27 protein-coding genes and 1 tRNA gene are annotated in these 25,977 nt (G+C 68.0%); 11 read left to right on the top strand and 17 right to left on the bottom strand.

Features of this window, described 5'->3' with window-relative positions; all coding sequences use genetic code 11:
* The first annotated feature begins 9 nt into the window (after positions 1-9).
* The 3 genes from LTA6_RS06075 to LTA6_RS06065 are packed head-to-tail and all read left to right on the top strand — an operon-like array spanning position 10 to position 1,669.
* Positions 10-165: a hypothetical protein gene (locus LTA6_RS06075; RefSeq protein ID WP_341976654.1), complete on the top strand. Its 156-nt coding sequence runs from the start codon at positions 10-12 to the stop codon at positions 163-165.
* The gene (locus LTA6_RS06070) at positions 162-797 is read left to right on the top strand and encodes an anthranilate synthase component II (RefSeq protein ID WP_407358929.1); all 636 of its coding nucleotides are present in this window, start codon (positions 162-164) and stop codon (positions 795-797) included. The genes LTA6_RS06075 and LTA6_RS06070 overlap by 4 nt, the downstream gene beginning before the upstream one ends.
* A 14-nt stretch (positions 798-811) precedes the next feature.
* Positions 812-1,669: a PhzF family phenazine biosynthesis protein gene (locus LTA6_RS06065; protein WP_407358928.1), complete on the top strand. Its 858-nt coding sequence runs from the start codon at positions 812-814 to the stop codon at positions 1,667-1,669.
* 28 nt (positions 1,670-1,697) lie between these two features.
* Here LTA6_RS06065 and LTA6_RS06060 read toward each other — a convergent pair whose 3' ends face one another.
* The 8 genes from LTA6_RS06060 to LTA6_RS06025 form a co-directional block, all read right to left on the bottom strand.
* On the bottom strand, positions 1,698-2,027 hold the full coding sequence (locus LTA6_RS06060; RefSeq protein ID WP_407358927.1) for a DHCW motif cupin fold protein: 330 nt from the start codon (positions 2,025-2,027) through the stop codon (positions 1,698-1,700).
* A complete protein-coding gene (gene pknB, locus LTA6_RS06055; RefSeq protein WP_407359247.1) occupies positions 2,024-3,655 on the bottom strand; it encodes a Stk1 family PASTA domain-containing Ser/Thr kinase in 1,632 nt (543 codons plus the stop codon). The genes LTA6_RS06060 and pknB overlap by 4 nt, the downstream gene beginning before the upstream one ends.
* A 123-nt stretch (positions 3,656-3,778) precedes the next feature.
* Complete coding sequence (locus LTA6_RS06050) at positions 3,779-5,503, bottom strand: serine/threonine-protein kinase (RefSeq protein WP_341976650.1); 1,725 nt, start codon at positions 5,501-5,503, stop codon at positions 3,779-3,781.
* A complete protein-coding gene (locus LTA6_RS06045; RefSeq protein WP_407358926.1) occupies positions 5,500-6,954 on the bottom strand; it encodes a peptidoglycan D,D-transpeptidase FtsI family protein in 1,455 nt (484 codons plus the stop codon). The genes LTA6_RS06050 and LTA6_RS06045 overlap by 4 nt, the downstream gene beginning before the upstream one ends.
* Positions 6,951-8,336 carry an FtsW/RodA/SpoVE family cell cycle protein gene (locus LTA6_RS06040; RefSeq protein ID WP_407358925.1) on the bottom strand — a complete coding sequence of 462 codons (1,386 nt, stop codon included), beginning with the start codon at positions 8,334-8,336 and terminating at the stop codon, positions 6,951-6,953. Before LTA6_RS06040 ends, LTA6_RS06045 begins: the two co-directional genes overlap by 4 nt.
* Entirely contained in the window at positions 8,333-9,631 is a 1,299-nt protein-coding gene (locus LTA6_RS06035; protein ID WP_363550003.1) for a protein phosphatase 2C domain-containing protein, read from the bottom strand. The genes LTA6_RS06040 and LTA6_RS06035 overlap by 4 nt, the downstream gene beginning before the upstream one ends.
* A gap of 7 nt (positions 9,632-9,638) precedes the next feature.
* A complete protein-coding gene (locus tag LTA6_RS06030) occupies positions 9,639-10,172 on the bottom strand; it encodes an FHA domain-containing protein (protein ID WP_407358924.1) in 534 nt (177 codons plus the stop codon).
* Positions 10,169-10,885 carry an FhaA domain-containing protein gene (locus LTA6_RS06025; protein WP_407358923.1) on the bottom strand — a complete coding sequence of 239 codons (717 nt, stop codon included), beginning with the start codon at positions 10,883-10,885 and terminating at the stop codon, positions 10,169-10,171. The genes LTA6_RS06030 and LTA6_RS06025 overlap by 4 nt, the downstream gene beginning before the upstream one ends.
* A 197-nt stretch (positions 10,886-11,082) precedes the next feature.
* Between LTA6_RS06025 and LTA6_RS06020 the strand changes: the two genes are divergently transcribed.
* Together LTA6_RS06020 and LTA6_RS06015 are read left to right on the top strand one after the other, a co-directional pair.
* A tRNA-Leu gene (locus tag LTA6_RS06020) sits at positions 11,083-11,165 on the top strand.
* 175 nt (positions 11,166-11,340) lie between these two features.
* A complete protein-coding gene (locus LTA6_RS06015; protein WP_407358922.1) occupies positions 11,341-11,844 on the top strand; it encodes a VanZ family protein in 504 nt (167 codons plus the stop codon).
* Between the two features lie 33 nt (positions 11,845-11,877).
* On the opposite strand, the gene LTA6_RS06010 is transcribed toward LTA6_RS06015, so the two are convergent.
* Entirely contained in the window at positions 11,878-12,702 is an 825-nt protein-coding gene (locus LTA6_RS06010) for an SDR family NAD(P)-dependent oxidoreductase (protein WP_407358921.1), read from the bottom strand.
* A 98-nt stretch (positions 12,703-12,800) separates the two neighbouring features.
* On the opposite strand from LTA6_RS06010, the gene LTA6_RS06005 reads away from it, so the two are divergent.
* From LTA6_RS06005 to arr, 3 genes are all read left to right on the top strand, one after another.
* The gene (locus tag LTA6_RS06005) at positions 12,801-13,403 is read left to right on the top strand and encodes a TetR/AcrR family transcriptional regulator (protein ID WP_407358920.1); all 603 of its coding nucleotides are present in this window, start codon (positions 12,801-12,803) and stop codon (positions 13,401-13,403) included.
* Between the two features lie 81 nt (positions 13,404-13,484).
* Positions 13,485-13,718 (top strand): hypothetical protein, encoded by a 234-nt coding sequence (locus LTA6_RS06000; protein WP_407358919.1) that lies wholly within the window; start codon positions 13,485-13,487, stop codon positions 13,716-13,718.
* Between the two features lie 45 nt (positions 13,719-13,763).
* On the top strand, positions 13,764-14,174 hold the full coding sequence (arr, locus tag LTA6_RS05995) for an NAD(+)--rifampin ADP-ribosyltransferase (RefSeq protein WP_407358918.1): 411 nt from the start codon (positions 13,764-13,766) through the stop codon (positions 14,172-14,174).
* Positions 14,175-14,195: 21 nt separating this feature from the next.
* On the opposite strand, the gene LTA6_RS05990 is transcribed toward arr, so the two are convergent.
* The 6 genes from LTA6_RS05990 to LTA6_RS05965 form a co-directional block, all read right to left on the bottom strand.
* Positions 14,196-15,149, bottom strand: coding sequence for a sugar kinase (locus LTA6_RS05990; RefSeq protein WP_407358917.1), 954 nt, complete (start codon positions 15,147-15,149; stop codon positions 14,196-14,198).
* The gene (locus LTA6_RS05985) at positions 15,146-15,799 is read right to left on the bottom strand and encodes a bifunctional 4-hydroxy-2-oxoglutarate aldolase/2-dehydro-3-deoxy-phosphogluconate aldolase (protein WP_407358916.1); all 654 of its coding nucleotides are present in this window, start codon (positions 15,797-15,799) and stop codon (positions 15,146-15,148) included. Before LTA6_RS05985 ends, LTA6_RS05990 begins: the two co-directional genes overlap by 4 nt.
* Positions 15,789-17,015 carry a D-mannonate dehydratase ManD gene (manD, locus tag LTA6_RS05980; protein WP_407358915.1) on the bottom strand — a complete coding sequence of 409 codons (1,227 nt, stop codon included), beginning with the start codon at positions 17,013-17,015 and terminating at the stop codon, positions 15,789-15,791. Before manD ends, LTA6_RS05985 begins: the two co-directional genes overlap by 11 nt.
* A gap of 73 nt (positions 17,016-17,088) precedes the next feature.
* The gene (locus tag LTA6_RS05975; protein WP_407358914.1) at positions 17,089-18,489 is read right to left on the bottom strand and encodes an MFS transporter; all 1,401 of its coding nucleotides are present in this window, start codon (positions 18,487-18,489) and stop codon (positions 17,089-17,091) included.
* Positions 18,490-18,545: 56 nt separating this feature from the next.
* A complete protein-coding gene (locus tag LTA6_RS05970) occupies positions 18,546-19,550 on the bottom strand; it encodes an L-idonate 5-dehydrogenase (protein WP_341976635.1) in 1,005 nt (334 codons plus the stop codon).
* Complete coding sequence (locus tag LTA6_RS05965; RefSeq protein ID WP_341976634.1) at positions 19,547-21,061, bottom strand: mannitol dehydrogenase family protein; 1,515 nt, start codon at positions 21,059-21,061, stop codon at positions 19,547-19,549. The genes LTA6_RS05970 and LTA6_RS05965 overlap by 4 nt, the downstream gene beginning before the upstream one ends.
* 152 nt (positions 21,062-21,213) lie before the next feature.
* On the opposite strand from LTA6_RS05965, the gene LTA6_RS05960 reads away from it, so the two are divergent.
* On the top strand, positions 21,214-22,176 hold the full coding sequence (locus LTA6_RS05960) for a LacI family DNA-binding transcriptional regulator (protein WP_341976633.1): 963 nt from the start codon (positions 21,214-21,216) through the stop codon (positions 22,174-22,176).
* Positions 22,177-22,182: 6 nt separating this feature from the next.
* Here the strand turns inward: LTA6_RS05960 and LTA6_RS05955 are convergent, their stop codons facing one another.
* Both LTA6_RS05955 and LTA6_RS05950 read right to left on the bottom strand, forming a co-directional pair.
* Positions 22,183-23,190 (bottom strand): hypothetical protein, encoded by a 1,008-nt coding sequence (locus LTA6_RS05955; protein WP_341976632.1) that lies wholly within the window; start codon positions 23,188-23,190, stop codon positions 22,183-22,185.
* Between the two features lies 1 nt (position 23,191).
* Positions 23,192-25,030 (bottom strand): substrate-binding and VWA domain-containing protein, encoded by a 1,839-nt coding sequence (locus LTA6_RS05950; RefSeq protein WP_341976631.1) that lies wholly within the window; start codon positions 25,028-25,030, stop codon positions 23,192-23,194.
* Between the two features lie 128 nt (positions 25,031-25,158).
* Between LTA6_RS05950 and LTA6_RS05945 the strand changes: the two genes are divergently transcribed.
* Together LTA6_RS05945 and LTA6_RS05940 are read left to right on the top strand one after the other, a co-directional pair.
* On the top strand, positions 25,159-25,599 hold the full coding sequence (locus LTA6_RS05945) for a hypothetical protein (RefSeq protein ID WP_341976630.1): 441 nt from the start codon (positions 25,159-25,161) through the stop codon (positions 25,597-25,599).
* Complete coding sequence (locus tag LTA6_RS05940) at positions 25,551-25,976, top strand: MerR family transcriptional regulator (protein WP_341976629.1); 426 nt, start codon at positions 25,551-25,553, stop codon at positions 25,974-25,976. The genes LTA6_RS05945 and LTA6_RS05940 overlap by 49 nt, the downstream gene beginning before the upstream one ends.
* Position 25,977: the final 1 nt, after the last annotated feature.

Raw genomic sequence — 25,977 nt, 5'->3', positions numbered from 1 at the left:
AGACGACTGATGTACGCCGCACTCTGGCGCCTGCTGCCCGGTCCATGGTGGTTGCGGTTGCTCATCCTGCTCGTCGTGATCGCCGCGGTCCTGTACGGGCTGTTCTTCTACGTCTTCCCCTGGGTGAGTCCGTTCGTGACCCCCGGCGAGGTCGACCTCGAATGACCAGCGTGCTCGTGGTCGACAACCACGACAGCTTCGTGCACACCCTGGTCGGTTACCTGCGTGAGCTGGGTGCTGACGTCGCGATGATCGAAGCGGATGCGATCGATGCCGACGGTCTCGATCAGTTGCTCCCGCAGTATGACGCGGTCATGCTCTCCCCCGGACCGGGGACTCCGTCCGACGCCGGAGCCTCGCTCGAGGCGGTGCGCGTCGCTGCGCGGATGCGGATGCCGCTGCTCGGCGTCTGCCTCGGCCATCAGGCGATCGGCGAGGCGTTCGGCGCCGCGGTGACGGAGGCGCCCGAGCTGATGCACGGCATGGTGTCGACGGTCGTCCATGACGGCTCGACGCTGTTCACCGGCATCCCCTCGCGATTCGAGGTCGGGCGCTACCACTCCCTCGCCCTGGCGGAATCCGACCTGCCGCCGGAGCTCGTCGTGACCGCGCGAACCGATAGCGGAACCGTCATGGCGATCGCACACGCCGACCTGCCGATTCTCGGAGTGCAGTTCCACCCCGAGAGCGTGCTCACCGAAGGCGGCTACCGGCTGCTCGCGAACTGGCTCGAGCTCTGCGGCGATCGGAATGCCGTGCGGCGGTCGGCCTCTCTGCACCCCCTCTCCGCGGAGTGAGTTAGCGTGGGCTGATGGTCACTGTTATCAGGTCGGCGGCGTTCACCTCGGACCCGGCAGGGGGGAACCCGGCGGGTGTCGTCCTGCACGCCGAAGGGCTCGATGACGCTGCCATGCAACGTATCGCGGCCGAAGTGGACTACGCAGAGACGGCCTTCGTCACGGGAGTTGGTGAATCGAACCCGTCGATTCGGTACTTCTCGCCCATCGCTGAAGTCCCGTTCTGCGGGCACGCGACGATAGCCACCGCGGTGGCCCTGATCGAGCACGATCACGTGCAGGTGGGGGAACTCACGTTCCGCACCCCTGTGGGACCGATCGTCATCCGCACCGCGCGCTCAGACGGAGCAGTGAGCGCCTCGTTCACGAGCGTCGAACCCGTTGTCGAGCCGATGGGCGACGAGACGCTCGCGCAGCTGACGGACCTGATCGGTGTGAGCGCGGGTGACGTGAGCCAGGTGATGCCGCCTGCCCTCGTGTTCGCCGGCAACATTCATCCGCTGCTCGCGCTCTCCGATCGGACGGTGTTCGACTCGTTTGCCTTCGACCCGGTTGCGGCGCGATCGCTGATGGATCGCAATGGCTGGCCGGCGACGATCGTGATCATTCATGGCACGGTCGATGGTGGCATCACCGCCAGGAACATCTTCCCTGTCGGGCGGATCACCGAAGACCCGGCGACCGGGTCAGCCGCCGCCGCGATCGGCGCCTACGTGCGCGCGCACGGCTTGGTGTCTCCACCCGCGTCCTTCGTCATCCACCAGGGCGAGCACGTCGGACGGCCCAGTCTCCTCACCGTCGAGATTCCCGAGTCGGGCGGGATCACGGTTTCCGGGACCGCCGTCGAGATCACGAACGCGTCGGAGCACTAGTCGTCGGCGAGGCCGCTTCCCGGACTGCCTAGTCGACGATGAAGAGTTTCGCACCCGTGGCAGTGGAGGAACGGTGCGCTTCTGCCATGTCGGCGACCTGGTACGAGATCCCCGGCGACAGGGTCAGCTTGCGGCCGTCGTCGAGTTCGGTCTCGAGGGTTCCCTCGAGGCACAGCAGCACGTGTCCCTTGGTGCACCAATGATCAGCGACGTAGCCGGGGGTGTAGTCGACCATCCGGACACGGATTCCCCCGAACTCCTGCGTGCGCCAGTGCGCCTCTCCGCTGGTTCCCGGGTGGACGGTGGGCTCGATCGACGCCCAGTCGATGGTGCCGAATGGCACGTCGGAGATGTTCATTTGCCCGTGCAGTAGCGCAGCTCGATCGGCGATCCGACGGCCACGTCGCCCGGAGCCACCGACATCGAGGCCACGGTGTTCGGGTTCGTCGCCGCGCAGTCCGTGAGCGGTACGTGCGTCGCGACCAGGCCGAGATCTTCGAGAGCAGTCGTTGCAGAGGTCAGCGTCCAGCCCGTGACGTCATCGAGCGTGACCTTTCCGCTGGCGACGACGAGATTCACTGCGGTACCAGGGGCGACCTCGGAATCTGCCGCCTCGCTCGCCTCGATCACGGTGTCGGCCGCGAGGCTCTTGTCGTTGCGCTGGATCACGGAGCCGATCTCGAGACCGGCGGCGGTGAGCGCCGCCTCGGCGGCCGCCCGGGACAAGCCCTCCAGCGATGGCACGACGGATGTCTTGACTCCCGTCGAGACATAGACGGTGATCGAATCGCCCTCGGCCACCGTGACGCCCGGTTCGGGATCCGTGCGGATCACGTTGCCTTCGACGATGTCGGTACTCGACTCGAGCACGAGTTTGGCGGTGAGGTCGAGTTTGCCCAGGTCTTCCTGCGCACGCTCGGCGGAGACGTTCACGAGATCGGGAACGGTGACCGCCGAACTCGGCACCTCCGGCGGGCGCATGCTGATGGTGAGAACCCAGAAGAGCACGGAGACGAGCAGCACCGCGAGCAGTGCGACCCCGGCCCAGATCCACGCCACCGGCGGCCCCGACTGGGTGCGGGCCATCGTCGTGTCCGTGCTGAGCTGCCGGAGGGAACGTGCCGTCTCCTGCGCGTGGCGCGGACTCGGGCCGTACAGTTCGCTGGTCAGCGCGCCGAGCTGTTTGCGGCTCGGCGCATGTCCCGTGGTGGCGGCGTCGAGAGCGGCACGGAAGTTCGAGGCATCCGGGAAGCGCTGGTACGGGTCTTTCGCGAGTGCTCGCAGCACGATCGGGTCGAGGGCGCCCGGAGACTCGTCGTTGACCTCGGTCGGCGGCACCGGCGTCTCGCTGACGTGCTGGTAAGCGACGGCGACCGGTGATTCGCCACGGAACGGTTGCCGTCCGGTGAGCAGTTCGTAGAGCACGACGCCGGTGGAGTACAGGTCGGCGCGGGCGTCGACCGGCTCGCCCTTCGCCTGCTCCGGCGAGAAGTACGCAGCGGTCCCGATGATCTGCGTGGTCTCGGCGACGGTCGACGAGGAGTCGGACACCGCGCGGGCGATGCCGAAGTCCATGACCTTGACCTGGCCCTTGTCGGTCACCATCACGTTGCCCGGCTTGATGTCGCGGTGGATGACTCCGGCGCGATGCGAGTAGTCCAGTGCTTCGAGGATGCCGTCGACGTAGCGCACGGCATCGGCGACCGGTACCGGTCCCCCCGCGATGATGTCCTTCAGCAGCGTGCCCTTGACCAACTCCATCACGATGTACGGGGGGTCCTCGGACCCGGCTGCCCCCGAGGTCGTCGTCGAGTCGCCGGCGTCGTAGACGCGCACGATCGAGGGATGCGACATCCGCGACGCCGCCTGCGCCTCGAGGCGGAACCGGGTGCGGAAGGCCGTGTCACGGGCGAGATCGGGGTCGAGGATCTTGATCGCCACCTCGCGGCCGAGCGTCAGATCCTGACCGCGATAGACCTTCGCCATGCCGCCGTACCCGATGAGCTCGTCGACGCGGTATCGACCCGCGAGAACGCGTTGCTCTATGGACACGGATTGACCCCCTGGTACGACTGGTGAAGCTGTTCTCAGACTACGGCGCGGACTACGTTAATTGCCTGATTCCTCGCCGTCCGGAAGGCCGGGAAGGATCGGCTCCTCCATCTGCGGAGAGTTGTCGGACGGACGACTCTCGCCGCAGAAGGCGCGGTACGTCGCGGTCACGTTCTGGCCGGCGGTGTCCGGGTTGATCGTGATCTGCGCGTTGCGGACACTGGCGGCGAAGCTCTGCGTTGTCGCGGTCCCGTCGAACGTGGCGTTCGTCAGGGTGACCTCGTAGGCGCTGCGCACCGGCAGGCCGGAGGGGCACTCGAAGTTTGTCCAGTTCAGGGTGATCTTCTGGCCTGCCATCGCCGGGCCGCTGAGGGTGGGGGCCGAAGTCGGTCCGCCCACCTGCACGGCGCCGATGTAGAGCGTGAGGGTGATCGGCGTGCCGGTCTTGACCGAGCCGCGAGGGCTCACGGCCTCGACGGTGCCGACGAGATCGTCGGACGGTGCGGGCGTGCCGCCGTCCTGGCAGGTCGGTACGAGTCCGGCGGCCGTCGCCGCCGCCAGGGCCTCATCACAGGTCATCCCGACGAGGTTGAGCCCGTCGACGTTGACCGGAGGCACCTCTGGTGCTTGGGTCTGCGTGGGTTTCGGCGTCGGCGTGGAGCTTGCGGACGTCGGCGGAGGCGTCGTCGGGTCTGCGCCGTCCTTCGCGGGATTCATCAGCATCCAGACTGTTCCGCCGAGCACGACGAGAAGAAGGACGATCAGAGCAATGAGCGGCCACGTCCACGGGCTGCGCTTCTTCTTCTCCTTCTCGGCCTCGGCACCCTCGACGGGCAGGGATGCCGTGGTCGGAAGGAGGCGGGTGGAATCTGCGCCCGCGACGCCGGTCAACATGCGGGTGGCGTCGTCGTCACCGGCGGCGCCGCCGGCGATGGCGGGAACGGCGATCGCCGCGGAGTTCAGGTCACCGCGACGCAGCGCCTGAGCGGCGCGGGCGACGGTGGCAGACGACGACGGTCGATCGCTGGGCTTCTTCGCGATCATCGCCATCACGAGGTTCTGCACCGGGATCGGCACCGTCGGCGGCAGCGGCGGAGCCTGCTCGTTGATCTGGGCCATCGCGATGGCGACCTGCGACTCGCCGGTGAAGGGGCGTCTGCCGGCCAGGCATTCGTACGCGACGATGCCGAGCGAGTAGGTGTCGGTGGCGGGCGAAGCGGGGTGGCCGGATGCCTGCTCGGGCGACAGGTACTGCACCGTGCCCATCACCTGACCGGTCGCGGTCAGTGGAACCTGGTCGGCGATGCGCGCGATGCCGAAGTCGGTGATCTTCACACGGCCGTCGGGTGTGATCAGCAGGTTGCCCGGCTTGATGTCGCGGTGCACGAGACCGGCGGCGTGCGCCGCCTGCAGTGCGGATGCCGTCTGGGCGACGATGTCGAGCGTCTTGTCGGCGCTCATCGCCCCGTCGCGCTCGAGGATCGTGGAGAGTGCCTCACCGGGCACGAGTTCCATCACCAGGTAGGCGCTGCCGTTCTCCTCGCCGTAGTCGAAGACGCTGGCGATGCCCTCGTGGTTGACGAGTGCCGCGTGCCGCGCCTCAGCGCGGAATCGCTCGAGGAACCCGGGGTCCCCCATGTACTCGTCCTTGAGGATCTTGATCGCGACGGTACGTCCGATGACGTGATCCGTCGCCTCCCATACCTCGCCCATGCCGCCGATCGCGATCCGCGATTGCAGCTCGTAGCGACCACCGAACGACACACCTTGCGTCGGCCTCATCTGCCCAGCACCGCCTCTATGACCTTCTTAGCAATCGGAGCGGCGATGGAGTCGCCGGATCCTGATTGTCCCTGTCCGCCGCCGTCTTCGACGACGACCGCTACTGCGACCGCGGGGTCGTCCGCCGGTGCGAAACCGGTGAACCACAACGTGTGCGGCTTGTTGCCGTTCTCGGCCGTTCCGGTCTTCCCGGCTACGTCGATCCCGTCTATTCTTGCACCCTGCGCCGCTCCGGTTGAGACGCCCGCGACCATCGCTGCCGTCACCTCATCGGCGATGTCAGCATCGATCGCGCGGCCGAACTCGGTGTTCTCGAAGGCGCGCAGCACCGACAGGTCGTTGCCGATCACGGCATCCACCATGTGCGGGTTCATCACGACGCCGTCATTCGCAATACCTGCGGCGACCATCGCGATCTGCAGCGGAGTCGCAGTGACCTGTCCCTGCCCGAATCCGGTGAGGGCCGTCTGTGCGTCGTCGAGGGTGCGCGGGTAGCTGGACGGCGTCGAGGAGAGCGGCGTCTCGAAGCTGCGGTTGAACCCGAACTTCTCGGCCATCTCGAAGATCTTCTTGTCGCCGAGTTCGACGGCGAGTTCCGCCATCGGGATGTTGCAGCTCAGCCGGAGCGCCTCGGCGATGGTGACGGTCTCGCCGGCGCCGCAGGCGCCGCCCCAGGCGTTCGACACGGTGTTCGACGATCCGGGCAGCTGGTAGCGCGCCGGGTTCGGAAGCGTCGACTCCGGAGTCCAGTCGCCGCTCGCGTATGCCGCGGCCGCGAGGAGGATCTTGAAGGTCGATCCTGGGGGGTTGAGCCCGCCGGCGATCGCGCGGTTGTACAGCGGGTTCGCCGGGTCATCGTCCAGGGATTCGTAGATCGTGTTCGCGGCCGTCGCGTCGTGCGTGGCCAGCTGGTTCGTGTCGAAGCCGGGAGTCGAGGCCATGGCGAGGATGCGACCCGTCTTGGGTTCGATCGCGATGACCGCGCCCTGCAGCCCCTGCAGCGCCTCATAGGCCGCACGCTGGGCCGCCGTGTTCAACGAAAGTTCGACGCTGAAACCGGTCTGCGGTTGGCCGGAGAGGAGGCGCTCGATCTCGGCGAAGAACGCGTTCGATCCGGTACCGGAGAGATCCGCGTTCATCGCGCGCTCGATACCCGTCGCCGAGCCGAGAGCGGGGTTGTAGTAACCGGTCACCGGGGCCCACATCGCGGCATCCGTGTACACCCGCTGGAACTGGTACTTGTCGTCGCTGGGCACCGAGGTGGCGATGTTGACGCCGTCGACGATGATCGATCCGCGCTGAATCTCGTAGCTGTCGAGCTGCGTGCGGCGGTTGTGGCTGTTCTGTGCGAGGGTCTCGGCGTCGACGACCTGGATCCAGCTCGTTGCTGCGAACAGCGACAGGAACATGAACAGCATCACGATGCTGAGACGGCGGATTTCTTTCGTCATCCGATCACCACCCGGGGCTGAGAGCGGACGGCGTCGGAGATCCGCAGCAGAATCGCGACGATGAGCCAGTTCGCGATCAGCGATGACCCGCCGGCGGCGAGGAACGGAGTGGTGAGGCCGGTGAGGGGGATGACGCGCGTCACGCCGCCGACCATGATGAAGACCTGCAAGGCGATGGTGAACGACAGGCCGGTCGCGAGCAGCTTGCCGAAGTCATCCTGACCGGCGAGGCCGATCCGCATCCCGCGGCTCACGAACACCATGTACAGCACGAGGATCGCGAACAGGCCGATCAGCCCGAGCTCCTCGCCGAGGCTGGTGATGATGTAGTCGCTGTGGGCGAGGGGCGTTTCCTGGGGCCGTCCCTGGCCCCAGCCGGTGCCGATGAGTCCGCCCTGCGCGAGCCCGAACAGGCCCTGCATCGGCTGGTAGCCGGCTCCGTCCGGGTCGACCTGGGTGGGATCGAACAGGAACAGCCAGTTGATGAAACGGCCGCGCACGTACGAGAGGATCTGTGTCGCGAGGGCGACGCCGGCGAGGACGAGCGTCAGGCCGATGAGCACCCAGCTGGTCTTGCCGGTCGCGATGTAGAGCATCGCGACGAACATGCCGAAGATCAGCGTTCCGGTGCCGAGGTCGCGCTGGAAGACGATGATCCCCAGCGAGATCAGCCACACCACGATCACCGGGCCCAGTTCGCGCATGCGCGGCCAGGTGATTCCGAGGAAGCGCGTGCCGACAGAGGTGAGACTCTCCCGGGTGCGTACGAGGTAGCCGGCGAAGAAGATCGCCAGGCAGATCTTCGCCAGCTCGCCGGGCTGGAACGCGAACATGCCGCCGAGCGACACCCAGACGGCGGCATTCGCGTCCGGGATGCGCAGTCCGGGGACGAACGGCAGGAGCAGCAGCACGATGCCGGACAGGCCGAAGATGTAGGTGTAGTTGAAGAGGATGCGGTAATTGCGGAGCAGGATCACCAACACGATGGCGCCGATGAGCGAGATGGCCGTCCACGCGAGCTGCTTCGCGGAGTACGCGTCCCAGCCGGTGAGGTCCTTCGCCAGGTCGATCCGGTAGATCATCGCGATACCGAGGCCGGTGAGCAGAGTCGCGATCGGCAGCACGAACGGATCGGCGTCGCGGGCCACGAGCCGAAGGACCACGTGCAGCGCGAACGCCAGCACCGCGAGCCCGCCGCCTATGAAGAGGATCATCGGGTCGATCAGGCCGAGAGCACCCAGCTGCACGAGGGTGAGCGCGGCACCGCTGAGGGCGCAGGCGAACAGCAGCAGCCAGAACTCCCGGTTGCGCTGCGTCTGCGGCATCCGAATCCGCTTGAGGGCCTTGATGACGCTGGTGTCGGCCGTGACGTCGACGCTCATGGGGTGCCTGCGGTCGGGCTCGTCGTCGGCATCGGCGTCGGCAGCGGGGTCTCTTCGATGACGTTGGCCTCGGCGCCGGCCCGGAGCCGGTCGACGATCGCCATCGCGTCGGCGAGCGAGCGCGCCGTGATCGTGCTCTCCACCCGGGCGCGCTGATACTCGGGAAGGTCTGCGAGCAGGATGTCGGTGTCGTCGAGCGGCGTGGAGAGCACGATCGGGCCGAGGTTCTGCTGCACGCCCTGGAAGATGACGACACTGTCGTCATCGGCGCCGATGAAGTAGCGGGTCTGCGTCCAGCTGTACGCGGCGAAGGCCGCGACGCCGAGCATCACCAGCACGACGAGGAGTCCGGCGATCCACCCGACGCGACGGCGCCGCGCGCGACGCCGATCTTCCTCGATGAGCTCCTCGAGGTACTCGGCCGCGGGCTCGAAGTGGCTCGGCTCGTTGGCGGCCTGGCGCACCGGATGCAGCCAGTTCGTGCGCGCCGGCCGTGCGGACGGCGCGATGAGGCCGGAGGGGTTCGCCGCCGAGCCGACGATCGTCGGTGTGCCGGACGACAGGGGGTGGTGCCCGCCGACGTCGACCAGCACGATCGTGACGTTATCCGGGGCGCCGCCGTCGAGTGCCTGCTTCAGCAGGTTGTCGGCCGTGCGACCCGGTGCCATCCCGAGGCGCATCGCCTTGAGCATGTGGGCCTCGTCGACGACCCCGGAGAGGCCGTCCGAGCAGAGCAGCCAGCGGTCGCCCGGCAGCGTCGGCATGACGAACATGTCGAGCTCGGGGTCGGAGTCCATGTCGCTGAGCACCCGCATCAGCACCGAGCGGCGCGGGTGGTACCTGGCCTCCTCCGGCGTGATGCGTCCCGAGTCGACGAGGCGCTGCACGAAGGTGTGGTCGGCGGTGATCTGCGTCAGCGCGTCGTCGCGGTAGAGATAGATGCGGGAGTCGCCGATGTGGCCGATGACCGCGTACTCGTCGACCATGATGATCGCGCTGAGGGTGGTGCCGAGCCCGGCGAGCTCCGGGCGCTCCCTGGCGGCGCGGATGAGGTCCCCGGCAGCGGTGGTCGCGGCGGCCTGCAGGGAGGCCTGGGCATCGTCGGTGGTCGCGTAGCCCTGGTCGAGGGGCTCCATGCGGTGGATCGCGATGCTCGAGGCGACATCGCCGCCGGCGTGGCCGCCCATGCCGTCGGCGACGACGAACAGGTTCGCGCCGGCGTAACCGGAGTCCTGGTTGTTGGAGCGGATCTTCCCGGTATGGGAGATCGCGGCGCTCGAGCCCTCGAAGACCATGCCGGCGTCAGGCTCGCAGCTCGAAAGTCGTGGCGCCCACCTTGACGGGCGTGCCGAGGGTGAGCGCGACGGGCGAACCGGTGACCCGGTTGCCGGCGAAGAAGGTGCCGTTGGTGGAGTCGAGGTCCTGGATGACCCAGGCGTCGCCGCGCAGCATCAGACGCGCATGATGGCTCGAGGTGTAGTCGTCGCGGATGACGAGGGCCGACTCGCTCGAGCGGCCGATCGTCATGGCCTCGGTACCGAGGGGGAGTTCGAGACCCGCCTTGGGTCCGGAGGTGATCACGAGCCTCTTGGCGGTCGCGATGGTCGCAGGCCCCGTGCTGGGCTTCGCGGATGCCGGTTTCGTCGCGGCGGGCTTCGAGATGGGTGCCGCCGCGGCGGATGGTGCAGCCGCGGCGCCGTCGGCGGGCAGCTTGCGCACACGCACGCCGAACAGATCGGCCCGCAGCGAATAGACGACGCCGAACACGAAGAACCAGAGGAGCACGAGGAAACCCACGCGCAGCAGGAGGAGGACCAGTTCACTCGGAGTACTCACGGCATCACCCCGAACGCGCGGGTCGAGTCATCCATCGGGCGGGAGGGCGACGCGATCGGGACGATGCGGAAGACGAGGTCGGTGCGGCCGATGGTGATGGTGGTGTCGGTGGGGAGTGCGGCCTCGCGCACCTTCTGTCCGTTCACCTTCGTGCCGTTGGTGGATCCGAGGTCGCGCATCATGGCGCGCTCGCCGTCCCAGAGGACTTCGGCGTGCTTGCGGCTGGATCCGGCGTCGGCGATGGTGATCTCCGCGTCGGTGCCGCGGCCGATCACGGTGCGCGCCTTGTTGAGGGAGTGGCGGCGTCCGTCGACGTCGATGACCGCCTGCCAGCTGACCCGGCCCTCGACGGTGCCGGAGGTCACGCGGACGGTGCCGGTCGCGACCTTCTCATCGGATTCGAGATTGATCGAGAGAGCGCCGGCGAAACTGTATCCCTGGGAGGTGGCGTGCGTGCTCAGCAGCGCGTGCAGTTCGTCGGTCAGGGCGCGGCCGAGTCCCCGCATCCGTTCGGCGTCGTCGCTGCTCAGGCGCACCACATAGTTGTTCGGCGCGATGATGCGGTCGCGGCTGACGACCGCTGCCTTGGTGTCGGCCTCTCGCCGAAGGGCCGAAGCGATCTCCACTGGCTGGATGCCGCTGCGGAAGGTCTTCGCGAACGCGCTGTTCACAGCGCGCTCGAGACCCTTCTCAAAGCTGTCAAGTAGTCCCACTGGGCTCCTCTGGCATGCCGACCGGTAGGGACATCGTAGCCAGGTGTCCTGGGTGAACGCCTCTCGTGACGGCGTGAACACCGTGAGAACAGCATTCACGGTGCGTCTCGCCGCCGCGTCAGGGGTCCGCGCGCGTTGGGCGAGCGCGGAATCGCGTGATATTGTCGTGAAGTTGAGTTCTTCGGAGCGAGACACTCGCGCGAGTGGCGGAATGGTAGACGCGCTGGCTTCAGGTGCCAGTGTCCTTATGGACGTGGGGGTTCAAGTCCCCCCTCGCGCACAGCGAGAAGAAGAGCCCCTGACCTGGGTTTCCCGGTCAGGGGCTCTTTCTGTGTGCGGGAAGGCCGCCAAGGCGGGCATCGACATATGCGGAACGTATGGAAAAACGCAGACGCCAGGGCAACATGCGTCCCGGTCAGATGGAAGGAATCACCTCAACCAGCCCAGGAGAGACGATGAGCATTCTCACGATCGAAAGAACCGAGCAGGAAACCGCCCCGCCCCGCTCGCGCGTGCCGCTCGTGGCCGCGACCATCGCCTACACAGCGCTCGTCGCGACAATCACCCTCGGCCCGCAGGGTGCGGTCGGGTCCTTCCGGGAGATCATCGAGCGCGTCGTCGGCAACGTGCCCTTTCCGGTCCTGCCCATCTCCCCCTTCCTCTCTCTGTCATTGAGCGTCCCGAGTCTCGACTTCGAGGTCGCCGCCAACCTGCTGATGTTCGTGCCCTTCGGGATGCTGGCCGCCCTCTGGTTCCGGCACGCCAGCTGGCTCGTGCTCGCCATGATCGGCTTCGCCATGTCGGTCGCTGTCGAGGCGACTCAGCTCTTCCTGCCCGGTCGCGTCACCGACGTGAGCGACCTCATCGCGAACACCGTGGGCATGGCGCTTGGCAGTCTGATCGTCATCGCCGCGCGCAACAGTTACGAGTCGCGCCCCGTTCCCCCGAGCTCTTCCTGAACTGACGCTCCCCGTCGCGCAGCGCCGACGAGGCTACTTGGCGTCCGCGCGCCGCGACCTTTTCGACATCCGGATCTCGCCCAGGACGCGGGCACTCGTCTGCGTCAGCGCGCGACGCGAGAGCAACCGCGTGCCCAGGGCCGTGAGGTGGTTGACGCGGCCGGAGATGACGCTGGGCCCGCCGTTCGCGCGGTCGAGCTCGTGGAATGTCGCATCGATGACCTGACTCGCAGTCTGCTGACGGCCGACGGAGGCATCGTCGGTGCCGACGACGTCGAAGAACTCCGTCTTCGTCGATCCAGGACTCACCGCGAGCACGCGCAGCCCGGTTCCTCGCGCCTCGGCCCACAGCGCCTCGGTGAAGCTCAGCACGAACGCCTTGGTCGCGCCGTACACGGCCATGCCGGGTGTCGGCTGGTACGCCGCGGTGCTCGCGACCGTGACGAGCGCCCCGTGCCCTTCGAGCAGCTGCGGCATGAATGCACGCGACAGTTCGACGAGCGTCGCCACGTTCAGCTGGATCTCGCTCAGCATCCGCTCCGGATCGGCCTCATCGAACGCGCCGTGGGTGCCGAACCCCGCGTTGTTGACCAGCGAGGTGACGCGGATGCCGCGGCGGTCGAGCTCTTCGTGCAGGGCGCTGGCGGCACCGGTGACGCCGAGGTCGGCGGGAACGACCTCGACCCTCACGCGCGCGGCGGCCCGCAGTTCGGCGGCGAGCTTCTCGAGGCGGTCGACCCGACGGGCGACGAGCACCAGATCAGACCCGCGGGCGGCGAACCGTCGAGCGAACTCGACGCCGAGCCCTGAGCTCGCGCCGGTGATGAGTGCGGTTCCCCCGCGGAGGTCAAGCGTCATGGTGCAGTCCTTCGGTCGATTCAGCAATGTAGACAGTGACATCATTGTGTCGGCATCCACTCTTGTTGTCAATGACAACATCGAGATAGACTCGTCGGGTGCCCCCGCAGCCCTACCATCACGGCGATCTGCGCCGGACCCTTCTTGAGGCCGCTGCATCCAGCATCGAGAACGACGGTGTCGACGCGCTGTCGTTGCGTCAGCTGGCCCGCGAAGCCGGCGTCAGCCATGCCGCGCCGAGCCGGCACTTCCGCGACAAGCAGGCGCTGCTCGACGCGCTCGCCGAAGACGGCTTCCACCGTCTGGCGGCGGCACTCGAAGAGGCCACTCGCAATGATGAGACGAACCCGACCGCAGCTCGCAGCAGGTTCGACGACCTCGCCCGCGCGTATGTCGCCTTCGCGTTGGCCCAGCCCACTCTTCTCTCCTTGATGTTCGGGATGAAGCACGCTCCTGACGCTCGCGCGGAGCTCCTCGCCGCGGGCCAGGCGTCGATGGAACTCACCATTCGGGTGGTCGTCGCAGCCCAGGAGGTGGGAGCGATCGGGCCAGGGGATCCGCACCGGATCGCGCTCGCCGCGTTCTCGGCGTTCCACGGCATCGCCTCGCTCGCATCCGGGGGTCTGCTGGACGGGGTGCCGGTCGACGTGCTCGTCGACACCGCGGGCGATATCTTCTGGCGAGGTCTGCAACGGGGATGAATCGCCCCCTTGTCAACCGTCCTGCGCTCGCCGCGGATCGGACGCACGATGGACGCTCGATCACGACCCAAGGAGCGCACCATGTCGAACATCGACGCATTCGCGAACAGCCTGCCGCCGGAGATGCCGGGTATTCCCCCGGTCGACGACGTCACGGATGACTCGTTCCCGACCGATCAGCAGCCAGAGACGCAGGACGACGATCCGCTCGACGCCGAGCTGGGCGAGGACGGACAGGGCGATCTCGCTCCGGGCGACGAACCGGAGGGTACCAGCGACGACGAGCCGCGAGACCTCAGAGACGAAACCCGGTGACGGACAGCCCTTCGGCTCAGCCCGTCATCGTCATAGGCTGTTCCGGTGAGCGATGCACGGGATGACGGTCCGTTCTTTCACGGCACGAAGGCGGATCTCGGCCGCGGCGATCTGTTGACGGCCGGCTTCCGGTCGAACTACCGGCCCGAGATCGTGATGAACCACATCTACTTCACGGCTCTGCCCGATGGAGCGGGGCTCGCGGCCGAACTCGCACCCGGCGACCGTGAACCGCGAGTCTACCAGGTCGAGCCGACCGGCGAGTTCGAGAACGACCCGAACGTGACCGACAAGAAGTTCCCCGGAAATCCGACGCGGTCGTACCGCAGCAGCGCGCCGTTACGCGTCGTGCGCGAGGTCACGGACTGGACGCGGCTCACTCCCGACGCACTCGCCGCGTGGAGAGAGCGACTCGCCGCCCTGCACGCCGACGATCGCGCCGAGATCATCAACTGACGCCGGGCCGCCCCGACGTCATCAGCGCCGGACGGGGTCGCCGACCCCGTCGAGGAATCGTTCGAGCTCGCGCAGCGTCGGCGCGGCCTCCCAGTCACCGGGCACCAGGCAGGCCATCGCGCCGCACGCGTTCGCGCGCCGCAGCGTCGCATCGAGATCGAGGCCGTCGAGCAGCGCGCTCAGGTAGCCGGCGACGAACGCATCGCCCGCACCCACGGTGTCGACGACGTCGATCGTGGATCCTGGTGACACGACGACGGCCTCACCCGAGAACGCCGTCGCGCCGTCCGCGCCCTGCTTGAGCACGGTCGTCGCGCATCCGGCATCCCGCAACCTTGCAGCGGCATCTGCCGCTGACGACCCCGGGTACAGGATCGCGAACTCCTCGGCGCCGCCGAAGACGATGTCGGCCCGCTCGGCGAGCTCGCGCAGGAGGGGTCCGGCGACGTCGGCGCTCGCCAGGGACGAACGGTAGTTGATGTCGAAGCTCACGATCGCGCCGGCGGCTCGCGCGCGGTCGATCGCCGTGTGCAACGTCGCCAGCGCCGTGTCGGAGAGCAGGGGAGTGATGCCGGTGACGTGCAGCAGCGACGCCTCTTCGATCCACCCCTCCGGAAGATCATCCGGATGCAGTCGCGACCCCGCCGACCCCGCACGGTAATAGTGCACGGCGGTGGATGCGGCCGAGGGGCGCTCCTTCACCATCAGGCCGGTCGCGGCATCCGGATCGACGATCATTCGTACGTCGACGCCTTCGCCGCGGATCTCCCGTGCCACCCGTTCGCCGGGGGAGTCGTCTCCGACGCGGCCGAGCCACGACGTGGCGACGCCGAGGCGGGCGAGACCGATCGCGACGTTGCTCTCTGCACCACCGATGCCGAAGGCCAGGGAGTTCGCGTGACGCAGCGAGCCGATCTCGGTCGTGCGCACGAGCGCCATGGTCTCGCCGAGGGTGACGACGGACGCAGAGATCACTCCGCGCTCCGAGCGCAGACCTCGACGAACGCGGCGGCACGCTCGCGCAGAGCCTGCAGATCGCCGCCGTTGAAGGCATCGCCGAGCAGCGGGCCGCCGACGCTCACCGCGACCGCGCCGGAGCGAAGCCAGGCCTCGGCGCCGGCAAGGCCGACGCCTCCGGAAGGCACGGCGACGAGGTCGGGGAAGGGCCCGCGCAGATCCTTGAGATAAGAGGGTCCGACCTGTCCGGCCGGGAAGATTTTGACCGCAGACGCCCCGGCGGACCACGAGGCGAACAGTTCGGTCGGCGTCAGCCCGCCCGGCACGATCGGCACCCCGGCATCCTTCGCTTGCGTGACGAACGCGGTCGAAGTGATCGGCGTCACGATGTAATCGGCCCCGGCGTCGATCGCGCGCGCCAGGTCGTCCGAGTTCGTGACGGTACCGACGCCGAGATCGATCGCGTCGCCGAATCGTTCGAGCAGCCGGGGGAGATGCCCGAATGTGCCAGGCGTCGTGAGCGTGAGCTCGACGCTGCGGATGCCGGCGTCGACGAGCACATCGAGGACGGCGTCGTAGTCCGTCGCCCGCTGTGCGCGCGCCACGACGATCAGGCGGGAGGTGACCGTGCGATCGGGCAGCGCGACCCGACCGCGCTCACCAGTCATGCACGGTCCCGTCGAGCAGACGGTTCACCGGCAGGTAGGCCTTCGTGTACTCGTGTCCGGCCGCGGCTTCTTCGTCGAGCTCCACGCCGAGACCGGGCTGGTCACCGGGGTGCAGGAAGCCCTTGTCGAAGGTGAACGAGGTCTGGAACACCTCGAGCGTCTTCTCGTTGTGCGGCATGTACTCCTGGATGCCGAAGTTGTGGATCGCGAGATCGAGATGCAGCGCCGCGGCCATGCCGACCGGCGAGATGTCGGTCGGACCGTGGATGCCGGACTTGATGCCGTAGATCGCTGCGAAGTCGAGCAGCTTCTTCATCGCCGTGATGCCACCGGTGTGGGTGACAGCGGAGCGCACGTAGTCGATCAGGCGCTCGGTGATGAGGGTCTGGTAGTCGAAGACCGAGTTGAAGACCTCGCCGATCGCGAGGGGCGTCGTCGAGTGCTGGCGCACGAGGCGCAGGGCGGTCTGATCCTCGCCCGGGGTGCAGTCCTCGAGCCAGAACAGGTCGTACGGCTCGATGTCCTTCGCGAAGCGTGCGGCCTCGATCGGCGACATCCGGTGGTGTCCGTCGTGCAGGATGCGCAGGTCGGTGCCGAAGTCCTCGCGGATGCTGGCGAAGACCCCCGGCATGTGGGTCAGGTAATTGCGGGTGTCCCACGTCTCCTCGCTCGGGCGGTCGCCGGAGCGCTTCGCGGGCTCATAGTCGTAGCGCACGCCGGGGCCGGCGGCCGAGACACCGTAGATCTGGCCGAGGCCGGGAACACCGGTCTGCACGCGCACCGCGGTGAAGCCGAGCTCCTCGTAGCCGGTGATCGCGTTCTTCAGGGCCGCGTAGTCGGTTCCGGAGGCGTGCGCGTAGACGCGGACGCCCTCGCGGCTGGCCCCGCCCAGCAGCTGGTACAGCGGCATTCCGGCCTTCTTGGCCTTGATGTCCCACAGGGCCATGTCGACCGCGGCGATCGCCGCCATCGTGACCGGGCCGCGACGCCAGTACGGCCCGCGGTAGAGGTACTGCCAGGTGTCCTCGATCCGGTCCTCATCGCGGCCGATGAGCATCGAGGCGACATGGTCGGAGAGGTAGGAGGCGACGGCGAGCTCGCGACCGTTGAGTGTGGCGTCACCCCAGCCGACGGTCCCGTCGGAGGTCGTGATCTTGAGCGTGACGAAGTTGCGTCCTGGGCTGGTGATGTTGACGTCGACGAGCTCGATGGTCATGTCGTTTTCCTCGTGGTGTGGGGGTGCGGCCGTTCGGGCGGCCGCACCCCGGGTTCTCAGATGGGGCGGTGGGTCACATGGCGGCGCGCGGATCGGTGAGATCGCGCCCCGTCCACTCGGGAGCCCAGATGGCGGCCACAAGAGCGGATGCCGTGAAGACCCCCATCAGGACCATGACCGGGACGATGCTGCCCGTGGTCGCCGAGACCCATGCCGCGACGACGATCGGGCCGACGCCGGTGGCGATGATGGCCGCGATCTCGCGCACCATGGCGGTGAGCGTGTAGCGGTTGCGGGCGCCGAAGATCTCGGGGATCGAGATGTTCTCCATCGACGCGAGACCGAGGACCGAGATGTTGTGGATCAGCGCGTAGCCGACGAAGACCCAGACGAGCTCGGCGGTGTTGATCATGAGGAGCGTGGGCACGATCAGTACGAGAGACAGCGACGTCATGATGATGTACATCCGGCGACGGCCGAACTTGTCGCCGAGAAGGCCCATGAGCGGGATCGTGAGGAAGCCGATCAGCGACGAGACGATGACGACCTCGGGGCCGACCTCCTTCGACATCGCGAGGGTGATCGTGATGAACGAGATGAGGTACGTCTGCACCATGCCCGAGTTGCCGGCCTGGCCGAAGCGCAGGAAGAACGAGACGATGATCGCCTTGAGCGGCTTGCGTTCGAGCGACTCCAGCGTGCGGATGTCGTTGGTCTCGGTGGCGAGCTTGACGACCTCGTCGCGCGAGAGCGCCTTGCCGTCGACGACGTCGCTGCGCTCCTCGAAGACCGGGCTCTCCTTGAGGTTGAACCGCACCCACAGCGCGAAGAGCATGATGACGGCGCTGCCGATGAACGGGATGCGCCAGCCCCAGGCGATGACATCGCTCTCGAGCATGACGGCGAGCAGGATCGCCCAGATCGCCGAGGCGAACAGCGTGCCGCAGTTGGTGCCGAGGGCGACCAGCGAGGCGATGACGCCGCGGCGGTTGCTCGGCGCGTACTCCGACAGCATGACTCCGGCGCCCGAGATCTCGGCACCGGCGCCGAAGCCCTGAGCGAGACGCAGGATCACGAGGAGGATCGGAGCGAGGATGCCGACCTGCTCGTACGTGGGCAGGAAGCCGATCAGGGTGGTCGCCGCGCCCATGAGGAGGATCGTGTAGAAAAGCACCTTGCGGCGGCCGACGCGATCACCGATGCGAGCGAACACGAATGCGCCGATCGGGCGGGCGACGTAGCCGACGCCGTACGTGGCCATCGCGAGCACGACCGCCATGCCGGGGTCTTCACCCGCGAAGAACAGCTGGCTGAACACGAGGGCTGCAGCGAGCGAGTACAGCTGGAAGTCCATGAACTCCAGGGCGGTGCCGAGCCAGCCGGAGACGGCGGCGCGAACGAGGTCGCCCATCGAGCGCTTGGCGGTGGGCGGCGCCGCGGGGGCCTCCACACCGGGGACGAAGGAACTGCTCATCGGAATACTCCTTTGTAGTGATGTGCGCGGGGGGGGCGCGGGGCAGCGAGGTGTCGCTAGAGGGAAAGCAGGACCTTGGCCGAAGCGGACGAGTCGCGAGCGAGCTCGAACGCCTGGACGGCGTCGGATGCCGGGAGAACGTGGGAGATGACGGAGTCGAGGGCGTCGGACTCGGCCAGCAGCGCGACCGCGTCGTCGATCTCGGTGGAGAAGCGGAACGCGCCGCGGATGGTCAGCTCCTTCGCGAGCATCGGAGCGAGATTCACTCCGATGTCGGTGTTGGGGAGCATCCCGACCTGCACGATGGTTCCGGCCCGGCGCGCAGCGCGCACGGCCTGCGTGAGGGCGACCCCGACGCCGGAGCACTCGAAGACGATGTCGTATGACTCGTTCTCGATCGTGTCGCGGCCGACGAGCGACAGTTCGGTCGCGCCGAGGGACTGCGCACGCTCGAGCGGTTCGGCGCGCACGTCGCTCGCGCCGACGACGGCGGCCCCGGCGTTGACTGCCGCAGCCACGACGAGCAGACCGATCGGGCCGGCGCCGATCACGAGCACGCGACGGCCGGCGACGTCACCGGCGAGGTTGACGGCGTGGATCGCGACGGCCAGCGGCTCGGCCAGGGCCGCGCGCTCGAGGGGCAGCGAGGCGGGGAGCACGCGGACCATGTGGTCCTCGACGATCAGCAGCTCGGATGCTCCGCCCTGACGGTGCGGGTTCGCCGCCGCGCTGCCGAAGTAGTCGCCACCGGGGCGCAGGTGCGGGCGATCTTCGAGGCCCGGCACGACGGGGCCGTAGCGCGCGGGGTGCACGGTGACGGGCGTACCCGGGGCCAGGCGGCCGGACGGGTCGAGGTCGACGACACCGGAGAGTTCGTGGCCGGGGGTCAGCGGCTCGCGGATCGTGTACTCGCCGTTGGCGCCGTGGAAGTAGTAGTGCAGGTCTGACCCGCAGATGCCCACGTAGTGCACGCGGAGGCGGACCTCTCCGTCGCCGGGGGTCGGAGCATCGCGATCCTCCCAGCGGATGTCTTCCTTGCCGTGGATGGCGAGTGCCTTCATGGCTGCATCTCCTTCGTGGTGGTTCGGGATGCCGAGACGGCATCGGCGATCGCGTGATCGACGCCCCGCCTCTGGATGGTGTCGATCAGCTCGCCGACGCGGGCGATGAAGGCATCCTGTGCCCCGAGATCCTCGCCGAACAGGTGGAGTTCGCCGATGACGCGCTGCGCCAGCTCGCGGCCGTTGCGCGCCGACGCTGCGTATCCGGCGAGACGCTCCCGTGCGCCATCGGTCATCGCCGCGGCGTGCGGGCCGGGGTCGAAGCCCGGAAGTGGAGCGATGCAGGAGAGGTACCCGGCGACGGTCAGGGCGATCAGGTGCGGCATCTCGCCGCCGCGGAGGCTGAGAAGTGCCGGCTCCGGGATGCGCTGGCGGAGCTTGACCGAGCCGTCGGTGCCGACCTGGCTGGTGCGGTGACCGAGGGCGCTGTTGGCCCAGCGCTCGAACAGCTCGCTCTCGTACGCGCGGATGTCGACACCGGTGGGCACGGCGATGGACGGTTCGTACTCGTCACGCAGAACCGCGCGGGCGGCGCTCTCGATGCCGTCGAGCCCGATCGCCTCGGGGATCGTGCCGACTCCGCTCAGGGCGCCGAGGTAGGCGATGAGGGAGTGCGTGCCGTTGAGCAGCCGCACCTTCATCTGCTCATAGCGTCCGACCTCGTCGGTGAAGACCGCGCCGCCCGCTTCCCAGGCGGGGCGACCGCCGGCGAAACGATCTTCGATCGCCCACATGGTGAACGGCTCGGCGGGCACTGGAACCTCGTCGCGGGCGCCGAGCAGGGCGCTGACGCGCACGCGCAGTTCGGCGGTCGTCGACGGCACGATGCGGTCGACCATGCTCGACGGGAACGAGACGGCGCGATCGAGGAACGCGAGGGCGTCGAGGCCCTCGGATCCGGGGAGCTCGTGGAGGAACTCGCGGACGAGTCCTTCGGTGTGGGCACCGTTGGCAGCGAGGTTGTCGCAGCTGAGGATCGAGATCGGCGCGCCGCCGGCGGCCGCGCGGGCCTGGAGTCCGCGGGCGAGCTGCCCGATCGTCGAGCGCGCGGCACCGCCGCGCAGGTCGGCGCGCACCGTGTCGTCGTCGAGGTCCAGGTGCTGCGTGGCAGGGGAGTAGCTGTAGCCGTTCTCGGTGACGGTGAGGGTCACGATGCGGATGCGGGGGTCGGCGATCTGGGCGACGACGCGCTCGGGCTGCTCAGCGCCCACGAAGGCGTCAGTGTGCACGCCGGGGATGGTGAGGGATGTGCTGCCGGGAGCGATCGTCGCGACCGAGTAGAGGAAGTCCTGGGCGTGCAGGGCGTCGACGATCGAGCGGGAGCGCGAGGCGACGCCGATGATGCCCCAGTCGCCGCCGGCGGACTGCAGGGCGGCGGCCGTGTAGACCGCCTGGTGCGCACGGTGGAAGCTCCCGAGCCCGAGGTGCAGGATGCCGGCCTCGGCGGGGGCGACCAGCGGAGCGACTGTCGTGGAGGCGGAGCGGTGCAGAGACTGCGCTTCGTTGCTCACGCGGCAGCTCCTTCGCTGTGGGCCGGGTACCACTCAGGGTGATCGGCGATGATCGTCATGCAAACAAGTGTGTATCAGTTGTACAAACATTGTCAACCCGTTTTACATCGAGGGGAAGGATCGTAGGATTGCTGCGAGGGTGGGAGGTGCACATGGCAGCGACGCTGACAGACGTGGCGCGGCGTGCAGGTGTGTCGATCGCGACCGCTTCCCGGGCCTTCGGAGAACCGGATCGTCTCGCGCCGAACACTCTCGGGCGCGTGCTCGAGGCCGCAGGGGAGCTCGGCTACGCCACGCCGCAATCCGCCACCGTCACCCGCACGTTCGGAGTCGTCGTGCCGGACGTCGCGAACCCGGTGTATGCGACTCTCCTCAAGGCGATTCAGGGGCAGGCCTGGCATGGCCGTCACCGCATCGTGCTGTTCGACGCCGATGAAGATCTTCGCCGAGAGCGCGAGCAGATCGAGCAGGCACGCAAGCTAGACGGGATGCTGCTGTGCTCCCCGCGCCTCCCGGACGACGAGCTCCTCGAACTGGTCGGTGACACTCCCTATGTGGTGATCAACCGTCAGATCGACGGTGCGCCGTGCGTGCTGATGGACACCGAGCACGGCCCCGGCCAGGCGATCGAACACCTCGCAGCCCTCGGGCACACCCACATCGCGTACGCCGCAGGGCCCCGCGGTTCGTGGGCCGATGTGCGGCGGGCAGACACGATTGCCCGGGCCTGTGAGCGTCACGGCATCCGTCTCACGCAGCTGAGCCACCACGCCGCATCCATCCAGGGCGGGCGCGCTGCCGCTGCTCCGGCCGTGGCGAGCGGCGCCACGGCCGTCGTCGCCTACAACGACCTCGTCGCGCTCGGACTCGAGGCCGGGATGCTGGAACTCGGGCGACGCTGCCCCGCCGACGTCAGCATCGTCGGCATCGACGACATCGATCTCGCCGGCGCGGTGACCCCAGCGCTCACGACCGTCCGGATGCCGATCGAGCGCAGCGGCGCACTCGGGGTCGATCTGCTCCTTCAGGCGATGTCGGGCGCTGTCATCGGCGACATCGCGACGCTGGGTTCGCAACTGATCGTTCGCGCTTCGACCGCGGCACCGGCGGTCTGACCTCGGTCATTCCCCCGAGTTCTTCTTGAACTGACGCTCCCAGTCGCGCAGCTCCGACCGGCCGATCAACGAGTCGAGCGAGACCTGGAACAGCAGTCCCTTGCGGGCGTTCACCTGCTTGATGTTGTCGACGATCTGCGTCGAGACGGCGGAGAGGGCCTCGCGGACCTCGCCGACCCGCTCGTCGGGGTCATCCCACAGGTCAGGGCGCGTCAAAAGGTCGAGCAGGTAGTCGCGGTCGAGCGCGGCGACGAGCCTGGCGAGTTTGTCGGAGTACTCCGCCTCGGCGATGGTGGTCTGATCCTCGCCCGCCTTGGCGTCGAGTCGAGCGAAGAGCTGCTCGACGTGCGAGGCGAGGGCGTCGATGCCCGCTGCGGTCTCGGTGGCGACCGGGTTGCCGGGAAGAGCCGCGTAGTCGGCGCGCAATTCGCGCAGGCGGTTCATCCGAAGACGGATGCCGGCCGGCACCGGGTCTGTCGAGACGGCGGGCTTGCGACGGCGGCGAGCGATCAGCGCGATCGCGGTGCCGGCGGCGGCGACGAGCACGACTCCGCCGATCACCACCGGCAGCAACAGGTCGACGCCTCCGCCTCCGCCGCCACCGGGTGAGGTCGGTGTCTCGGCCGAGATCTCCTGCACGGTTTCGACGAGCGCCGCCTGGGTGCTTGCGGCCGACGTCTGATTCTCGTTGGCGATCCGCAGCGCGTCGACCCCGTCGATCGCGACGGAATCTGCCATCAGATCGTCACCGATCGCCAGGATCACCGTCTGCTGATCTGCAGCCTTCGTGAGCTGATCGAGGATGTAGGTGTCGTATTGCTGGTTCTCGATCGCGGCAGCCGCTGGCAGCACCACGACGGCTATCGAGCCGTCGCCCGGGATCACCTCCGTCAGCGCGGACTGCAGATCGGAAGCCCCCGAAACGGCAGGATCGACGTACACGTCACCGGCCTGGATTCCGGCGATGGCGTCGTCGACCCATCCCGACGAAGGCGTGGCGATGAACATTGCCATCTCAGAAGTTGTTGATCACGGAGGCGAACACGAGGTCGATCCGCGCGGCATCCGACGCATCGAAGAGCTGTCCGCCCGTGGCATCCGCGATCCGCTGCAGCGCGGTGGGGTCCGCGCCCTCGCCGTACACGATCGTGAAGATGCGCACCGGAGCGTCGTCGCCGCCCTCCTTCGTGCTCTTGCCGATCTTCGCGATCAGCGAATCGAGTGAGATCGAGGAATCGGTGTCCTCACCATCCGAGAGCACCACGATCGCGTTGATGCGCCCCGGCTCCGCGCGCTCGCGCATGTCCTCATACGCCAGGAGCACCGAATCGTAGAGGGGTGTGCCGTTGCGCTGCGCATAGTGCAGGTCCTCGAGGGACGAGTCGAGCTTCTCGCCGTCGGAGCCGAGCGCCGAGACGTCGCGCAGCACCTGGATGCCGTCGCCCTCGTCGGAGGTGATGCCCGTGGTGAACGCCCACACGCCGATCTCATCGGTGGGGCGGAAGTGGTCGAGGGTCTTCTGCGCACCCTGGATCGCGCCATCCAGACGGGAGCGGCCGTCGCCGATCGGGTCATCCATCGACCCCGAGATGTCGATCAGTTCCAGCACAGACGAAGGCTTGCGCACCTGGGTCCACTGATCGATCGCCGACGAGATCACGTCGACATCCGGCTTCGGCAGCGTCACTGCGGGCTGCGCGGGGTCGATGCCGTACTCGGCGGTGAACAGGTCACCGAGCGGAACCGACTCGTCGAGCGGGCGGAAGCCGTACTCCGGCAGCACCTTCTGCGCCGCCGCGGTCTGCACGAACGCGGCGAAGGCCTCGCCCGCCGTGCGCTGCTCGGCCGTCACCCAGTCCGCGCCGAGCACCGTGATCGGGTTGTCCGACCACAACGAACCGCCCGCCGGGTACACCGCGACCAGCTTCGTCTTCGGCGGCGTGAGCGTCTCGCCCGGCTGCACCGTGTGCGAGTCGGGGTTTCCGGTGTTGTAGTTGATCAGCGACGTCTCCTCCAGGGCGACGGCCGACACGTACGCAGACCCGTTCGCGCCGTTCTGCGTCTCGTCGTACAGCGTCGTGAGCACGTTGCCGGTGGTGTCTCCGTAGTGGATCACGCACTCCTCGAACACGCGGGAGAAGTCGGCGGAGGCATCGACGTCGGCAGCGGTGAGTCCCTCGGCCTTGCCCGATGCCTCATAGGACTGCATCAAGATCGTCGAGAGCCCGGTGGTGGAGGTGTTGGGGTTGGTCTTCGAGATCTTGAAGGCGCCCCAGATGTCCTTGCCCACCGCGCCCCAGCCGGCGGGATCCTGGCACAGGCGGGAGAGGTCGGTGATGCTGATCGGCTTGCCGGGCCAGCCCAGCGCCTCGGCCATCGGCTCCGGCATCCCGAAGACGATCGGGGTGCGGGTGAACGACTTCGGGTCTCCCACGAGGTTCTGGGATGCCGCGGCGGCGACGCGATCGGTCCAGACGGTGGATGCCGGAGACCACAGCGTGGGCCACAGCGTCTGGTCGTCGCTCGGCCAGTCCTCGCCGGAGGTCAGGAAGCGCGTGGCGTTGCCGGACGACACGTTGGTCGGGCGCACCGTCGCGCAGGTGTCGAGGCCCTTGTGCTCCGGCGAGTCCTTGAAGGCCTTCGCCAGCTCGTCGAGCATGTTGACCTTCTCCGAGGAGGTCGCGACGGTGATGTGTGTGCATCCGTCGTCGGGGAAGCCCTGGCCGCCCTCGGTGACGCCGGGGTCATCGCCACCGGTGCAGGCGGCGAGCGAGAGAGCGACCACGGTCGCCAGGGCGATCACCCCGGACATCCGCCGGGCGATGGACGGTCGAGCGGAGCGAGGCGCGGTCATGGGCCTAGGGTACCCAGGTATCGAGCTGTGAGCTCACGATCGTGAGGGGACTGCGATCTACCCGAGGTCGAGCCCGGCGACGACGCGGATTTGACCCTGCACCATGGTTCAGGGTCGACGATGGCGACATGACCCAATCCAGCACCATCACACGCCCCCTGACCGCCGACTTCGACCGACCGCGCTGGGGCCGCGCCGGAGCGATCTACGACCTCATCGTGACCGTCGGATTCGCCACACCCTTCACGGCCTCGCTCCTCTTCGACGCCACACGCTGGATCCATGATGCGTTCGACCTCCCGGGCGCTCAGCTCCCGGCCTTCGACGCCGCTGGGCTCATGTTCGTGAGCATGTTCGGCACGGCCGTGACGATGTGGGCTCTGGCTCGAGTGCTCCGCCCTGAGCCGCGGTTCATCGCGATCGACACCGCCGGCAGGGCGGCATTCTCGCTGTGGATGATCTGGGCGCTGTTGAATGGGCAGAGCACGACCGTCGTCGTGTTCCTGATCGGGGAGGTCCTGTGGCTGGTTCTGCAGCTGAGCGGATTGCTGCGCCTGCGCCGGCGCTGAGCATCGGACGCCTCGCCGGCTCCGCCGGCGTGGCGGTGAGCACCGTCCGCTTCTACGAGCGGCAGGGGCTCGTCGAGCCCGACGAACGATCCGCCGCGGGCTACCGCTCGTACACGGCCGACGCGGTGCAGCGCGTGCGGTTCATCCGCCGTGCCCAGCGCCTCGGGTTCACCCTGCGCGAGGTGGGTGATGTGCTCCGCCTCTCCGATAGCCCTGAGCTCATCACCTTCGGCGACGTCGGCGACCAGGTCGCCGAGAAGCTCGTCGAACTCGATCAGAAGATCGTCGACCTGCAGCGCGTGCGAGACGCTCTTGCCCTGCTGATCGAGACCGGGCCCACGCACCCGCGATGCCCGGTGATCGCGGCGATCACCTGAG

The organism is Microbacterium sp. LTA6, from assembly GCF_045690355.1.
In the GTDB taxonomy this organism is placed as follows: domain Bacteria; phylum Actinomycetota; class Actinomycetes; order Actinomycetales; family Microbacteriaceae; genus Microbacterium.
This window is presented reverse-complemented; position numbering and strand designations above follow the sequence as displayed.

Bases quoted from the DNA above. Each gene is read 5' to 3' on its own strand.
- LTA6_RS06040 (WP_407358925.1), bottom strand. From the start codon at position 8,336: ATGAGCGTCGACGTCACGGCCGACACCAGCGTCATCAAGGCCCTCAAG.
- LTA6_RS05960 (WP_341976633.1), top strand. From the start codon at position 21,214: ATGGCAGCGACGCTGACAGACGTGGCGCGGCGTGCAGGTGTGTCGATC.
- LTA6_RS06070 (WP_407358929.1), top strand. From the start codon at position 162: ATGACCAGCGTGCTCGTGGTCGACAACCACGACAGCTTCGTGCACACC.
- LTA6_RS05985 (WP_407358916.1), bottom strand. From the start codon at position 15,799: ATGACTGGTGAGCGCGGTCGGGTCGCGCTGCCCGATCGCACGGTCACC.
- LTA6_RS05950 (WP_341976631.1), bottom strand. From the start codon at position 25,030: ATGACCGCGCCTCGCTCCGCTCGACCGTCCATCGCCCGGCGGATGTCC.
- LTA6_RS06015 (WP_407358922.1), top strand. From the start codon at position 11,341: ATGAGCATTCTCACGATCGAAAGAACCGAGCAGGAAACCGCCCCGCCC.
- LTA6_RS06065 (WP_407358928.1), top strand. From the start codon at position 812: ATGGTCACTGTTATCAGGTCGGCGGCGTTCACCTCGGACCCGGCAGGG.
- LTA6_RS06075 (WP_341976654.1), top strand. From the start codon at position 10: ATGTACGCCGCACTCTGGCGCCTGCTGCCCGGTCCATGGTGGTTGCGG.
- LTA6_RS06045 (WP_407358926.1), bottom strand. From the start codon at position 6,954: ATGACGAAAGAAATCCGCCGTCTCAGCATCGTGATGCTGTTCATGTTC.
- LTA6_RS06050 (WP_341976650.1), bottom strand. From the start codon at position 5,503: ATGAGGCCGACGCAAGGTGTGTCGTTCGGTGGTCGCTACGAGCTGCAA.
- LTA6_RS06010 (WP_407358921.1), bottom strand. From the start codon at position 12,702: ATGACGCTTGACCTCCGCGGGGGAACCGCACTCATCACCGGCGCGAGC.
- LTA6_RS06000 (WP_407358919.1), top strand. From the start codon at position 13,485: ATGTCGAACATCGACGCATTCGCGAACAGCCTGCCGCCGGAGATGCCG.
- LTA6_RS05975 (WP_407358914.1), bottom strand. From the start codon at position 18,489: ATGAGCAGTTCCTTCGTCCCCGGTGTGGAGGCCCCCGCGGCGCCGCCC.
- LTA6_RS05955 (WP_341976632.1), bottom strand. From the start codon at position 23,190: ATGGCAATGTTCATCGCCACGCCTTCGTCGGGATGGGTCGACGACGCC.
- LTA6_RS06035 (WP_363550003.1), bottom strand. From the start codon at position 9,631: ATGGTCTTCGAGGGCTCGAGCGCCGCGATCTCCCATACCGGGAAGATC.
- pknB (WP_407359247.1), bottom strand. From the start codon at position 3,655: ATGGCGAAGGTCTATCGCGGTCAGGATCTGACGCTCGGCCGCGAGGTG.
- manD (WP_407358915.1), bottom strand. From the start codon at position 17,015: ATGACCATCGAGCTCGTCGACGTCAACATCACCAGCCCAGGACGCAAC.
- LTA6_RS05945 (WP_341976630.1), top strand. From the start codon at position 25,159: ATGACCCAATCCAGCACCATCACACGCCCCCTGACCGCCGACTTCGAC.
- LTA6_RS05970 (WP_341976635.1), bottom strand. From the start codon at position 19,550: ATGAAGGCACTCGCCATCCACGGCAAGGAAGACATCCGCTGGGAGGAT.
- LTA6_RS06060 (WP_407358927.1), bottom strand. From the start codon at position 2,027: ATGAACATCTCCGACGTGCCATTCGGCACCATCGACTGGGCGTCGATC.